The organism is Halomonas sp. AOP27-A1-41, from assembly GCF_052378605.1.
GTDB lineage: Bacteria > Pseudomonadota > Gammaproteobacteria > Pseudomonadales > Halomonadaceae > Vreelandella > Vreelandella citrativorans.
Genome location: NZ_JBQSXT010000030.1, coordinates 16,346 through 28,698, shown reverse-complemented (window position 1 = coordinate 28,698; position 12,353 = coordinate 16,346). Strand labels below are relative to the sequence as shown.

The 12,353-nt window shown below is 55.1% G+C and carries 12 protein-coding genes; 2 read left to right on the top strand and 10 right to left on the bottom strand.

All coding sequences use genetic code 11. From position 1 onward, the window contains the following. Positions 1-298 precede the first annotated feature (298 nt). Complete coding sequence (locus tag ACT3TC_RS15795) at positions 299-1,630, top strand: deoxyguanosinetriphosphate triphosphohydrolase (RefSeq protein WP_441679714.1); 1,332 nt, start codon at positions 299-301, stop codon at positions 1,628-1,630. Positions 1,631-1,641: 11 nt separating this feature from the next. On the opposite strand, the gene ACT3TC_RS15790 is transcribed toward ACT3TC_RS15795, so the two are convergent. From ACT3TC_RS15790 to tkt, 10 genes are all read right to left on the bottom strand, one after another. Continuing rightward, complete coding sequence (locus ACT3TC_RS15790; protein WP_193054567.1) at positions 1,642-2,550, bottom strand: nuclease-related domain-containing protein; 909 nt, start codon at positions 2,548-2,550, stop codon at positions 1,642-1,644. A gap of 57 nt (positions 2,551-2,607) precedes the next feature. Then, positions 2,608-2,982, bottom strand: coding sequence for a translation initiation factor Sui1 (locus ACT3TC_RS15785; protein WP_172118908.1), 375 nt, complete (start codon positions 2,980-2,982; stop codon positions 2,608-2,610). A gap of 2 nt (positions 2,983-2,984) precedes the next feature. Further along, a complete protein-coding gene (locus tag ACT3TC_RS15780) occupies positions 2,985-3,683 on the bottom strand; it encodes an HAD family hydrolase (RefSeq protein WP_172118907.1) in 699 nt (232 codons plus the stop codon). Positions 3,684-3,902: 219 nt separating this feature from the next. After that, positions 3,903-4,067, bottom strand: coding sequence for a hypothetical protein (locus ACT3TC_RS15775; RefSeq protein WP_319022149.1), 165 nt, complete (start codon positions 4,065-4,067; stop codon positions 3,903-3,905). A gap of 153 nt (positions 4,068-4,220) precedes the next feature. Further along, the gene (fba, locus tag ACT3TC_RS15770; RefSeq protein ID WP_193054565.1) at positions 4,221-5,285 is read right to left on the bottom strand and encodes a class II fructose-bisphosphate aldolase; all 1,065 of its coding nucleotides are present in this window, start codon (positions 5,283-5,285) and stop codon (positions 4,221-4,223) included. A gap of 66 nt (positions 5,286-5,351) precedes the next feature. Continuing rightward, positions 5,352-6,521, bottom strand: a complete 1,170-nt coding sequence (locus ACT3TC_RS15765; RefSeq protein WP_193054564.1) for a phosphoglycerate kinase — start codon at positions 6,519-6,521, stop codon at positions 5,352-5,354. A 59-nt stretch (positions 6,522-6,580) separates the two neighbouring features. Further along, complete coding sequence (locus tag ACT3TC_RS15760) at positions 6,581-7,639, bottom strand: type I glyceraldehyde-3-phosphate dehydrogenase (protein ID WP_193054563.1); 1,059 nt, start codon at positions 7,637-7,639, stop codon at positions 6,581-6,583. Positions 7,640-7,712: 73 nt separating this feature from the next. Next, entirely contained in the window at positions 7,713-8,435 is a 723-nt protein-coding gene (locus ACT3TC_RS15755; RefSeq protein WP_193054562.1) for an LrgB family protein, read from the bottom strand. Further along, positions 8,425-8,778 carry a CidA/LrgA family protein gene (locus tag ACT3TC_RS15750; protein WP_193054561.1) on the bottom strand — a complete coding sequence of 118 codons (354 nt, stop codon included), beginning with the start codon at positions 8,776-8,778 and terminating at the stop codon, positions 8,425-8,427. Before ACT3TC_RS15750 ends, ACT3TC_RS15755 begins: the two co-directional genes overlap by 11 nt. A gap of 2 nt (positions 8,779-8,780) precedes the next feature. Further along, positions 8,781-10,772, bottom strand: a complete 1,992-nt coding sequence (gene tkt, locus ACT3TC_RS15745; RefSeq protein ID WP_444625963.1) for a transketolase — start codon at positions 10,770-10,772, stop codon at positions 8,781-8,783. Between the two features lie 252 nt (positions 10,773-11,024). Here tkt and metK point away from each other — a divergent pair, with 252 nt between their 5' ends. Continuing rightward, positions 11,025-12,245, top strand: a complete 1,221-nt coding sequence (gene metK / locus ACT3TC_RS15740; RefSeq protein ID WP_444640850.1) for a methionine adenosyltransferase — start codon at positions 11,025-11,027, stop codon at positions 12,243-12,245. The last annotated feature ends 108 nt before the right edge of the window (positions 12,246-12,353 follow it).

The following is a 12,353-nucleotide window of genomic DNA, read 5'->3' as shown; positions in this document are numbered from 1 at the left end:
GTGAAAAATCCCCCGGGGCTCGCGCCTCGGGGGATTTTTCTGTACATGAAGAAAGAAAAGGGTCTCCCCATGCGAGAGTCCCGGAGCGCCGGCCGGGTCACCGTCAGGCACTTATTTAACGAAGAACCCAGCCAATCGGCTGGGTTTTTTGTGTGTGTGGAAAATGAGACCTCATCTTAAAAGCGAATATAAAGCGCTTAATGAGTTACCTTACTCCTCACAATTTACCCTTCACTATTCATAGCCTCACGTTAATCACCCAATCTGTGTCAAAATGCTCGCCTCAAGGAGGATTGCCATGACACAAATGCGCTGGGACCAGTTACTTTCCCCACGACGTCTGCACGATCAACGCCCGGATAACACGCGCGAAATTGGCCGTAGCCCCTTTCATAAAGACCATGACCGAATTGTTTTTTCAGGTTCCTTTCGCCGCTTGGGGCGTAAAACCCAGGTACATCCGTTAACTGAAAATGATCATATCCACACACGTTTGACTCACTCGCTGGAAGTGGGCTGTGTGGGCCGCTCTTTAGGCATGATTGTCGGTGAGCTGTTACATGATCGCCTGCCAGAATGGATTACGCCTGCTGATATGGGCGTTATCGTACAAACCGCTTGTTTGGGCCATGATATTGGTAATCCGCCTTTTGGCCATGCCGGAGAGTACGCGATCCGCGACTGGTTTCGCCGCGCACAAGGTAGCGGCTTACTGGATGGCTTGTCAGAAGCCGAGCGGGAAGACCTGCTCACGTATGAAGGCAATGCGCAGGGCTTTCGTGTTATTACCCAGATCGAATATAACCAGTTTAACGGCGGTATGCGTTTATCGGCCGCAACACTTGGAACCTTGCTGAAGTACCCCTGGACCGTGCGCTATAGCGGGCGAGCGGGTAAGTTTGGCTGTTATCAGTCTGAACAGGCGCTCTTAAAAGAGGTCGCCGACGCAGTGGGTCTGCTGCCTCAGGGGGACCAGCGCTGGTGTCGCCATCCGTTGGCCTGGCTAGTCGAAGCGGCCGATGATATCTGCTATGCCCTGCTGGACCTGGAAGATGGCCTGGAAATGGGCATTCTGCGTTATGAAGAAGTCGTGGAAATCCTTCGTCAAGTGGCTGGGGAGTTTCCGCCTGAGTATGCGGATATGGAGGAGCGTCAGGTATCGCAGCGCCGACGTATTGCCCTATTACGCGGTGCTGCCATGGAGCGTGCGGTTAACGATGTCGGTGCGGTTTTTGTGCAGCATGAACAGGCGCTGTTAAACGGCACGCTAAAAGAGGATCTGCTTGAGCTGTGCCACCCGGATTTAGGCTGGGGCGTACAGGCAGCGAAGCAGCTGGCCCGCGAGCGTATTTTCCAAAATGAGCGTAAGGCCAAACTAGAGATTGGCGCCTACACCACTCTAGGTATTCTACTGGAGGCTTTTATTGGCGCCGCTCATGAGTTGCACCATACCGGACAGTCATCCTTCAAGCATCAGCGTGTACTGGCGCTAATAGGAGAGAATACGCCGCTGCCCTCCTGGCCGCTTTACGATAGCTATCGACGTATGCTGGACTTTATCGGCGGGATGACCGACCACTATGCAGTTGATCTTGCTCAGGAGATGGGGGGGCGTTTACGCGGCGATTAAGCAATAACGCATCAGACCGATGGCTGGCGGAGATGACGTAACTCTACCAGCCTCGCCCTTTCCATTAGCAAATAAATGATTTTGTCATGGATCGGGTCGCTTAGCGTGCCAGGTTTGAGGTCAGTGAGCTGCTTGGCAAGCTGCTCTCCACTGACCACCAGTACATCGCCTGTTGCCTCGGTAGTGTCAATTTCCCAGCCAGGCAATACGAGCACGCCCCGTACGGGGACCGGCACACCGCAGCGCCGTTCAAGCCACTGCGTGAGCCAGCTAACGGCTTGACGTGTCTTGTGAAGAGGGCGGCGCTCATGCCAATGAGGAAAGCGTAAACGCTCGCGTTCAACCGCCACGGTATTAAGCTCTCGGCCGTCTGAGCCAATGGCTAATGCACGTGCCCGCGTTTCCAGTACGAACACACCATACGGCGTAACCACCACATGATCGATAGTGAAACTGTCGGTTGGTACATCATGGAATACGTAGTAAGGATGCGCCTCAGGACGAATAAGCCGCTCAAGCTCTTGGCCAACCGCCAGTTCGCAAGCAAGGCCAAGTTTTAGCCGTCGGATGCGCTGGTAGTCACGTACCAATAACAAGGAAAACGTTAACACAAGTAGGGTGCTTAACAGGCCATAGAGTGCCCACTCCACCCAATCTTGTTGACTGACAAACAACATTCTTCCCATGCCGTATACCAACGGGGCCAGGCTAATAATCGGACCTAAAGCACCATTTAAGAAAAGACTTGAGAAGGCCTGGTCAAGGCGATGGCGTAATGCTTGCCCTGGTTCACGCAGTGGCGCATCAAAAGGCGACTCAACGCGCGCATCATGCAGGCTGCGCAGGGCTAATACGATGCCGCCCATCGCAGCCATGGGAAATAAGAAGATGAGCGGTAGCAGGTATTCCAGCCAAACCATTGCAGTGCCTTGCCTTTTAACGGCCTGCCTTATAGCAGGCCTGATGAGAGAAACGGATTAACCGCCAGCTAGCTTAACTTGATAACCTTGCGCGGTTAGTGCTTCTCGTAACGTATCTCGATGGTCGCCTTGAATCTCAATGATGCCGTCTTTGACGGCTCCGCCCGTGCCGCAGCGCTTTTTAAGCGTCTTCGTCAGCGCTTTTAGTTCCGCGCTGGGCAGTGGGATACCACTAATGGTCGTAACACCTTTACCTTTACGACCACTGGTTTCACGGCGAATGCGTACGATACCATCCAGCGCAGCAAGGCGTGCTTGCTCACTGTTTTCCTCACAGCTACAGGCATCCAGTGCCTCACGGCACTCCGGGCACGTTTTACCATGCTCCGTTGAGTATACAAGCCCACCAAGCTGGTCGCGTAAAGAGGCCATTGTCACCCTCCTACTGAGCGTTGTGGCATGGGGAGGCTCCAGGCTTTTTGGTAAAGGCGCTCAATAACGGTGGGTAGCTGGTACATATTACTAATCATGATAGCGTTTTCTGGCGTCTCTTCGGCATCGGGAAAGCGATTTAAATGAATGACCGTCATTCCGGCCTCAAGTGCCGCACGAACACCCACCAAGGCGTCATCAATTGCAATACAGTCATGCGCACTATAGCCCATGATACTGGCTGCGTGCAGATGCAAACAGGGTTCCGGCTTCCAGCAGTTAGCGGTATAGCCGCTAAACAGACGATGACCAAAGTAATCGTTTAGGCCGGTGGCTTGAAGTGCCGTGCGAATTTTGGTTTCAGGACCGTTGGAAACAACGGCACTTGGATAGTCTGACAAGTTATCCAGCGCCTCTCTGGCGCCAGGTATTAGTGTCAGCTCTTCAGCAAGGCGGTTAGCCAGATTGGCCCGCATGGCGCCTTCCATGTGGGCGAGTTGGTCAGGGTCCACTTCGCCGTAGCGTTGTTGTAACTCGGTCACGATGCGTCGGAACCGGGCTCCCCGAAACTCACCAAGGTAGTCAGCTGGTACGAAGGGCAGTCCTATAGAGTTAAGCCCTATCGACATTTCTTCAGCTAAAAGAGGCTCACTATCGACGAGGGTGCCATCACAGTCAAACAGCAAAAGTGGGAGCGGCATTGTGGTTCCTTGCAGCGACTTAAACGCTACCAGTGTTGATTGAAGCCTACCAAATGCCTATTGAACGAGATTTTTAGGCTTTTGTGAACACTGTTTCGTAATTTTTTGTAGCGAGTGCCGCAATAAACCCGTTATGCACGATGCGTTAACGAAGAAATAGCGAAAACTGGCGAAGCACCGTTATAGGCCAAGTGATAACGGCGCCCGAATCCGTTATGACTAGCGCGATAAACGGCGCGAATTGGCACTGCTACGCAGATGATAAGGCTGCATAGCCTGACGGCTGGTGACCCACCAGGGCACATGTTGTCCGCTGAGCATATTCAGTAACGTTTTTTGCATGGCGAAACCCGCCTCCATACTGGCTTCAAGTTTCTCCGTCACACGCTGGTTCTCTTTCATCATGCTTGGGCTAAAAAACGGCTGTTCAGTGTTGGCTTCTTTATGCTGCGGCGCAATGTTTATGTGTATCGGCTGCGTGTTAACCACAAAAAAGACGGCCAACTGGCCGTCTTTTAACCTACGTCATGCTTGAATTTATTTAACTTTCGGATCCAGCTCGCCACGCTCGTAGCGGTTGAACATCTCTTCAAGGTTGATCGGCTTGATCTTACTGGCGTTGCCCGCGGTACCAAAAGCTTCGTAGCGAGCGATACACAGATCGCGCATGGCGGTAACGGTTTCCTTGAGGAATTTGCGCGGATCAAACTCAGACGGATTCTGAGCCATAAAGCGACGTACGGCGCCGGTAGAGGCCAAGCGCAGGTCGGTATCGATATTGACCTTACGTACGCCGTGCTTGATGCCTTCAACGATCTCGGAAACCGGCACGCCGTAGGTTTCCGGAATTTCGCCGCCGTACTGGTTGATCACCTCAAGCCACTCCTGGGGCACAGAAGAGGAGCCGTGCATGACCAGGTGAGTATCTGGAATACGCGCGTGGATCTCTTTGATACGCTGAATAGATAGCGTATCGCCTGTCGGCGGCCTGGTGAATTTATACGCCCCATGGCTCGTGCCGATGGCGATGGCCAAGGCATCTACGTGGGTAGCTTTAACAAACTCGGCGGCTTCTTCCGGGTCGGTGAGAAGCTGTTCCATATCCAGCTTGCCTTCTGCACCAATGCCGTCTTCTTCACCGGCCATGCCGGTTTCGAGGCTACCCAGGCAGCCCAGCTCACCTTCAACGGAAACGCCACAAGCGTGAGCCATTTCTACGGTGCGACGCGTCACATCAACGTTGTAGGCGTAGTCAGTCGGTGTTTTACCATCTTCACCCAGCGAGCCATCCATCATGACCGATGAGAAACCCAGCTGAATAGAGCGCTGGCACACGGCAGGGCTGGTGCCATGGTCCTGGTGCATAACCACCGGGATATGCGGGAATTCTTCAACGGCCGCCAGAATCAGGTGGCGCAGGAAAGGGGCACCTGCGTATTTACGCGCGCCTGCTGAGGCTTGAACGATAACGGGCGAATCGGTCGCGTCAGCCGCTTCCATGATGGCGCGCATCTGCTCAAGGTTATTAACGTTGAACGCCGGAATACCGTAGCCATATTCGGCAGCGTGGTCGAGCATCTGACGCATGCTGATCAAAGCCATGGGGTCACCTTCTTTAGTTATCAGTGTGAACGAGTGCGAAAATATGCAGGTTCAATTCGTTTAATGTTAACCGCGTTTGGCGGCTGCTTCGAGCGCGGCAACGGCAGGCAACTGCTTGCCCTCAACATACTCAAGGAAAGCGCCGCCTCCGGTTGAGATATACGAGACGCGATCCGCAATCGCGTATTTATCGATGGCGGCTAACGTATCACCCCCGCCCGCAATAGAAAATGCATTGCTATCAGCAATGGCCTGGGAGATAACTTCCGTGCCTTTACCAAACTGGTCAATCTCAAATACGCCCACTGGGCCATTCCATAAAATGGTACCCGCACTCTTGAGCATGCTGGCCAAATGAGCGGCGGTTTCAGGGCCAATATCCAGAATCATTTCATCGTCGTTAACCTGGTCGACTGGTTTAACCACCGCATCGGCTGATTCAGAAAATTCAGTTGCCACGACAACGTCGGTGGGTAATGGAATGGAGACCTTTTCCATCAGTGCCTTCGCTTGGGGAACCAGGTCGGCTTCATAGAGCGATTTGCCCACATTATAGCCTGCTGCGGCAATAAAGGTGTTGGCAATGCCGCCACCCACGATCAGTTGATCGCACTTGTCCGATAGGGAATTGAGCACATCAAGTTTGGTAGAGACTTTGGAGCCGCCCACAATCGCAGCCATGGGGCGCGCCGGATTAGCCAAGGCTTTTTCAAGCGCATCGAGCTCTTGCGCCAACAGTGGGCCCGCACATGCACTGGGCGCAAAGCGAGCAACGCCGTGGGTAGAGGCTTGAGCGCGATGGGCGGTGCCAAAGGCATCCATTACAAATACATCACATAGCGCCGCGTACTGTTTGGCGAGCTGTTCTGCGTCTTTCTTTTCGCCCATGTTAAAGCGAACATTTTCAAGCAACGCGACCTGACCATTTTCAAGTGTCGGCGGTGTCTCAAGATAGTCGCTGATCAGCTCGACCGGTTGGCCTAGCAGGTCGCTTAAATGTTTGGCTACCGGGGCGAGTGAGAACTCATCAGCGGGATCACCTTCGGTTGGGCGGCCAAGGTGACTCATCAGCATGACTTTAGCACCCGCTTTCATCGCCGCCTGAATGGTAGGCAGCGCCGCTTTCAGACGTGCATCGCTTGAGACATTGCTGTGCTTAATCGGCACGTTCAGGTCTTCACGAATCAGTACGCGTTGCCCTTCCAAAGGCAGATCCATCATTTTTTGCACGTTCATGTGAGCGGTTTCCTCGTCTTCCAGGCGGTGAATCGGATAGTGATAGTTAGCCGGTACGACTAAGCGGCGCGCTCTCGGGAAAGCACGGCTAACCGTTGGGTAATATCGAGCATGCGGTTTGCAAAGCCCCACTCGTTATCAAACCAACATAAAAGCTTGATAAGGCGTTTTCCAGCGACGCGGGTTTGGGTCGCATCGAAAATGCCGGAATGTGGGTCATGATTAAAATCAATGGAGGCCATGGGCGCTTCGGTGTAGCCCAGCACTCCCGTAAGACGCTGCTGGCTAGCGTGATGCAGCAGGTCATTGATTTCCTGGGCGCTGGTGTCACGACGCACGGTCAGTGCGGCATCCATCGCCGAAACATTAATGGTGGGAACGCGGACGTGTAAACACTCAAAACGGCCTTCCAGGTGCGGCATCAAACGGCTGATGCCGCGCGCAAGCCCTGTGTCCACCGGCACAATGGACTGCATGGCCGAGCGTGTCAGGCGCAGATCGGTTTGATGGTAAGCATCGATCACTGGTTGATCGTTCATCGCAGAGTGAATAGTCGTGGTTACCCCGTGCTCCAGCCCCAGCGCTTCGTCGAGTACGGTAAGCAAAGGAACCAAACAGTTGGTGGTACACGAGGCCGCCGATAGGATGCGCTGAGAGAGAGTCAGCTCGTGCTGATTAATTCCCCACACGATCGTTGCATCGACATCGTTTTCCGCTGGCTGTGAAAACAGCAGGCATTTTGCGCCAGCGCTTAAATGCTGCTCGGCTGTTGTGCGGTCTTTAAAACTACCTGAGCACTCAAGCACGAGGTCAACCTGCAGCGCTTCCCAGGGAAGTTGGCGAGGGTCTTTTTCACATAGCACCTGAATGCGTTGCCCGTTGACCACTAATGCTTCACCGTCATGCTCGACACTTCCTGGGAAGCGACCATGAGTCGTGTCGTAACGGGTCAGGTAGGTAATCGTCGCGAGGTCAGAAAGCTCATTGATAGCGACGACCTCAATACGTGAGTCGCCACGCTCAATCAGTGCCCGCAATACGCACTGGCCAATACGCCCATAACCATTGATGGCGATGCGATAGGTAGGAGCAGTGTGTGTAGAGGCAGATGTAGCCATGTAAGAAAGCGGCTCTTGGAAGATGAATCAGTGACCGTCAATAAATAAAAAACATTCGCAATAATAGCGTATTTCAACCACCGGCGCCTATCAGATGCCAAGCGAAAGGCAGCATTAGGGCGGTGAAAATGCCGGTAAGACTCATCCCAAGAGAGGCAAAGGCACCTGCGGCCGGGCTGATTTCAAATGCCCTTACCGTCCCAATCGCATGGCCGTTTAGGCCCAGCGCAAAGCCGATAATGCGCTCGTCTTCAATGTTTAAAAGTCGTGCAGCAAGGCCGACGAATGCGGCGGTAGCCACACCGGTAATCAGCAGTGCGCCCAGCAAGAGCGCCACCGAGCCGCCAATTTGCTCGGTAATGCCAATCGCGATAGGCGCCGTTACGGACTTTGCCGCAATAGAGGCGAGAATAAGGGGTGAGCTACCCAATACCCAGGCAATTAGCAGGGCGTAGCAAGCCGCCAGCGTGGCTGCAATCGGCAGGCAGATGGTAAGAGGTCGCCATAGTGCCCGAATATGCGGCAACTGCTGATAAAGCGGCATACCCAGCGCGACGGTCGCGGGCCCTAATAAAATGGTCAGCCAAGCGGCATCCTGCCGATAGGTGTCATACGGCAGGCCAATGGCGGCAAGCGTGGCAGCAAGCAGAAGTGCAGCGATCAAAATAGCCGGTAGCCAGGTCGGTTTTTTTAATCGTTTGAAAATCAGGTTACCCAACAAAAATGCCGCTAACGTTAGCCCAACGGCAAACAGCGGCGTCGTACTTAAGGTGCTTAACAGGGCATTAGCGGGCATGCATTTTTTCCATCAGGCGCTTAAGTAGCCACAGCGTAGTGGTCACGCTTAATAGCGTACCCACAATCAGCGCACAAAGAATGGCTAGCCACTGGCCAGCAAGCTCATCAAAAATAAAAAACACGCCCACCACGCCCGGCATAATCAGCATGGCAAGCAGGCCGATTAATGGCTGCGCTGCGGCGGCGATGGTCGACGGGACTCGCCCCCAAACGGCAAGCGTTGCGGTTAATAACAGCATACCGACAACGCCGGATGAAACCGGTAGACCGGTAACGTAAACCGTTACTTCACCGATCAACCAGTAACTCACTAGCCATAAAAAGCCATTAAGTGCAGGCATTGTTAGCCAAGCAGTTCATTGGCAGTGTTGAGGATATTCTCAACCGTAAAGCCGAAGTGCTTGAACAGCTCTCCCGCAGGGGCGGATTCGCCGAACGTGGTCATGCCGATCACACGGCCGTCCAGACCTACATACTTGTACCAGTAGTCGGCATGTGAGGCTTCAATGGCGATGCGCTTGGTGACCGCCCTGGGCAGGACGCTTTCCCGGTACTCGGCGTCCTGACCGTTGAAGCGGTAGGTCGACGGCATGGAGACCACGCGTACTGCTTTGCCCTGCTTTTCAAGCTCGGCGGCCGCGTCCATGGCCAGCCCTACTTCCGAACCGGTGGCGATCAGGATCAGCTCGGGCGTACCATCGCTGTCTTTCAGCACATATCCGCCACGCTGAATGGAAGCCAGCTGGGCTTTGGTGCGCGCCTGGTGCGGCAGGTTCTGACGCGACAGGATCAGTGCCGTGGGGCCAGAGTGACGCTTGATGGCCGCATCCCAGGCCGCGGCGGTTTCCACGGCGTCACAGGGGCGCCAGGTGTTCAGGTTCGGCGTCGTGCGCAGGCTGGTCAACTGCTCAATCGGCTGGTGGGTCGGGCCATCTTCGCCCAGGCCAATGGAGTCATGGGTAAATACGTAGATCGCCTGCTGACCCATTAATGCCGCCATGCGAACCGCGTTACGCATGTACTCCATGAAGATCAGGAAGGTTGCGCCGTACGGGACAAAACCACCGTGCAGGGCGATACCGTTCATCACCGCGCCCATGCCGAACTCACGTACGCCATAGTGCAGGTAGTTACCGCTGGCATCTTCCGGCGTAATCGCTTTGGCGCCCTTCCAGAAGGTCAGGTTGGACGGGGCAAGGTCCGCACTGCCGCCCAACAGCTCCGGCATTTTCGGACCAATCACGTTAAGCGCTTCCAGCGACGCTTTACGGGTGGCGATGCTGGCGCCTTTTTCCTGGGCCTGCTCGATGAGGGCTTCGGTCGGTATTTCAGCCGGCAGCTGGCCTTTCATGCGGCGCTTGAATTCCTGCGCCTCGGCCGGGAACGCCTCGGCATAGCGGGCAAAGCGCTTTTCCCATTCCTGCTGGCGGGTTTTACCTGCTTCGCGGGCATCCCAGCCAGCGTACACGGGCTCGGGAATATGAAACGGCGCGTGGGGCCAGTCCAGCTGCTTGCGCGCCAGGGCAACTTCGTCTTCGCCCAGCGGCGCGCCGTGCGACTCTTCCTTGCCCTGCTTGTTGGGCGCACCGAAACCGATAACCGTTTTACAGATAATCAGGCTGGGCTTGTCATCGTTCTGTTTGGCAAGTGCAATGGCGGCCTGGATCTCTTCGGGCTTGTGACCATCGACATTGGGCACCACGTGCCAGCCGTAGGCTTCAAAGCGCTTGGCGGTATCGTCGGTAAACCAGCCTTCCACTTCCCCATCAATCGAGATGCCGTTGTCGTCGTAGAGCGCAATCAGCTTGCCCAGCTGCTGAGTACCCGCCAGCGACGCCGCCTCATGGGAAATACCTTCCATCAGGCAGCCGTCACCCAAAAAGCACCAGGTGTGGTGATCGACAATGGTGTGGCCCGGACGGTTGAACTGCGCTGCCAGGGTTTTTTCGGCAATCGCAAAGCCGACGGCGTTGGCAAACCCCTGGCCGAGCGGGCCGGTAGTGGTTTCGATGCCGGGCGCGTAGCCAAATTCCGGATGGCCGGCGGTGGGCGAGTGCAACTGACGGAAGTTCTGAAGTTGTTCCAGGCTTAACTCATAGCCACTTAAGTGCAGCAAAGAGTAGAGCAGCATTGAGCCGTGGCCATTGGACAGCACGAACCGGTCACGATCGGCCCACTTGGGGTCCTCGGGGTTGTGCTTGAGGTGATCATTCCACAGCACCTCGGCGATATCAGCCATGCCCATGGGGGCGCCAGGGTGGCCGGACTTGGCCTTCTGAACAGCATCCATGGAAAGGGCGCGAATGGCATTGGCCAGCTCAAAACGGGACGGCATGGGGTGCTCCTCGCCTGAAAACGGAAATAATGAAGGCGCTATTGTCGCTGACTTCCCCTGTTGCGGCAAATGCGGCGGCAAATTATAGGCCACATTCTGGGAAGAACTCCCAACAGCGTGTAGACTCTGCCTCCCGAAGCGGTGGTCAACCTGGTCATGCCGCTTCCTTATATGGGCAGGGAACCTCCTGCCGTGATTTCCTGCTGATGCTGCGAGTAGTGAGCAGCCGTCATACAGAGGGTCGAGAGCGCGATGAGCGAATATTCCCTGTTTACCTCGGAGTCTGTCTCCGAAGGTCATCCCGATAAAATTGCCGACCAGATTTCGGATGCGGTGCTGGATGCTATTATCGCCCGGGATAAACAGGCACGGGTTGCTTGTGAAACCATGGTGAAAACCGGTGTGGCAATTATCGCTGGTGAAATTACTACCTCGGCGTGGGTGGATCTGGAAACGCTGGTACGCGACGTGATTACCGACATCGGTTACACCTCTTCCCACGTGGGCTTTGATGGCGCAACCTGTGGCGTGATTAACCTGATCGGCAAGCAGAGTGTTGAAATTGCCCAGGGCGTTGACCGTACCAAGCCCGAAGACCAGGGCGCTGGTGACCAGGGCCTGATGTTTGGTTACGCGACCAACGAAACCGATTCGTTTATGCCTGCGCCGATCCACTACTCGCATCGTTTGGTTGAGCGTCAGGCTGAGCTGCGTAAAAACGGTCTGCTGCCGTGGCTGCGTCCGGATGCCAAGAGCCAGGTAACCTTCCGTTATAATGAACAGGGCCAGCCGTGTGGCGTTGATGCAGTGGTGCTTTCCACCCAGCACGACCCTGAGATTGATCAGGAAGACCTGCGTAAAATGGTCAAGCGCGAAATCATCGAACAGGTGATTCCGGCTGAATGGCTCAACGAAAATACCCAGTACCACATCAATCCGACCGGTAAGTTTGTGATTGGTGGCCCGGTGGGCGACTGTGGCTTAACCGGCCGCAAGATCATCGTGGACACCTACGGCGGCATGGCGCGCCACGGCGGCGGTGCGTTCTCGGGTAAAGACCCTTCAAAAGTCGACCGTAGTGCAGCCTATGCGGGCCGTTACGTGGCCAAGAACGTGGTCGCGGCAGGTCTTGCCGATAAGTGCGAAATTCAGGTTTCCTACGCGATTGGTGTTGCGGAGCCGACCTCCGTGGCTATCGATACCTTCGGCACCGGTAAAATTGACGATGCCCGGATTGTTGAGCTGGTGAACGAGCACTTTGATCTGCGTCCCTACGCGATCACCAAAATGCTCGACCTGCTGCACCCGATGTATCAACTGACGGCTGCCTACGGCCACTTTGGTCGGGCGCCGTGCGAGCACAGCTACACCTGGAGCGATGATAAAGGTGAACAGCACACTGAAACCTTTACCGCCTTCCCTTGGGAGAAGACCGATAAAGCCGACGCGCTGCGTAAGGCCGCTGGTTTGTAAGATTTTCGCCAGGCAGTTTGTAAGAGAACGCCCCTTTGGCTCTGCCAGGGGGCGTTTTTTTATGCTGCGTGTTTTAGGCTAGGCAGTACAACCACTTGGGGAGTGCGT

Excerpts from the sequence above, each read along its gene's own strand:
- ACT3TC_RS15795 (WP_441679714.1), top strand. The coding sequence starts at position 299 with ATGACACAAATGCGCTGGGACCAGTTACTTTCCCCACGACGTCTGCAC.
- ACT3TC_RS15790 (WP_193054567.1), bottom strand. The coding sequence starts at position 2,550 with ATGGTTTGGCTGGAATACCTGCTACCGCTCATCTTCTTATTTCCCATG.
- ACT3TC_RS15785 (WP_172118908.1), bottom strand. The coding sequence starts at position 2,982 with ATGGCCTCTTTACGCGACCAGCTTGGTGGGCTTGTATACTCAACGGAG.
- ACT3TC_RS15780 (WP_172118907.1), bottom strand. The coding sequence starts at position 3,683 with ATGCCGCTCCCACTTTTGCTGTTTGACTGTGATGGCACCCTCGTCGAT.
- fba (WP_193054565.1), bottom strand. The coding sequence starts at position 5,285 with ATGGCTTTGATCAGCATGCGTCAGATGCTCGACCACGCTGCCGAATAT.
- ACT3TC_RS15765 (WP_193054564.1), bottom strand. The coding sequence starts at position 6,521 with ATGAACGTGCAAAAAATGATGGATCTGCCTTTGGAAGGGCAACGCGTA.
- ACT3TC_RS15760 (WP_193054563.1), bottom strand. The coding sequence starts at position 7,639 with ATGGCTACATCTGCCTCTACACACACTGCTCCTACCTATCGCATCGCC.
- ACT3TC_RS15755 (WP_193054562.1), bottom strand. The coding sequence starts at position 8,435 with ATGCCCGCTAATGCCCTGTTAAGCACCTTAAGTACGACGCCGCTGTTT.
- ACT3TC_RS15750 (WP_193054561.1), bottom strand. The coding sequence starts at position 8,778 with ATGCCTGCACTTAATGGCTTTTTATGGCTAGTGAGTTACTGGTTGATC.
- tkt (WP_444625963.1), bottom strand. The coding sequence starts at position 10,772 with ATGCCGTCCCGTTTTGAGCTGGCCAATGCCATTCGCGCCCTTTCCATG.
- metK (WP_444640850.1), top strand. The coding sequence starts at position 11,025 with ATGAGCGAATATTCCCTGTTTACCTCGGAGTCTGTCTCCGAAGGTCAT.